Source organism: Vibrio sp. 10N.261.51.F12, assembly GCF_041471725.1.
Taxonomy (GTDB): domain Bacteria; phylum Pseudomonadota; class Gammaproteobacteria; order Enterobacterales; family Vibrionaceae; genus Vibrio.
Genome location: NZ_JBFROV010000055.1, coordinates 1 through 301, shown reverse-complemented (window position 1 = coordinate 301; position 301 = coordinate 1). Strand labels below are relative to the sequence as shown.

The window sequence follows — 301 nt, the reverse complement described above, 5'->3', positions numbered from 1 at the left end:
ATTGTTAAAGAGCATGTGTTTACTTAGTTAAAACTAATTAAACCATTTTTAAATACACTTTATAAATGCGTTTAAAGATGGTGGGCGATACCGGGCTCGAACCAGTGACCCCCTCCTTGTAAGGGAGGTGCTCTCCCAACTGAGCTAATCGCCCACATTAGTTTTAATTCTCATGTGGATGAGAATATTTAAAGATGGTGGAGCTATGCGGGATCGAACCGCAGACCTCCTGCGTGCAAGGCAGGCGCTCTCCCAGCTGAGCTATAGCCCCGAGATCTTGAAATGGTGGGTCGTGCAGGAT

Annotated in this window: 2 tRNA genes; both read right to left on the bottom strand. The window is 45.8% G+C overall.

What is annotated here, in order from left to right:
- Positions 1–78: 78 nt before the first annotated feature.
- Positions 79–154, bottom strand: a tRNA-Val gene (locus AB4405_RS23825).
- Between the two features lie 41 nt (positions 155–195).
- Positions 196–271, bottom strand: a tRNA-Ala gene (locus AB4405_RS23820).
- Between the last annotated feature and the right edge of the window lie 30 nt (positions 272–301).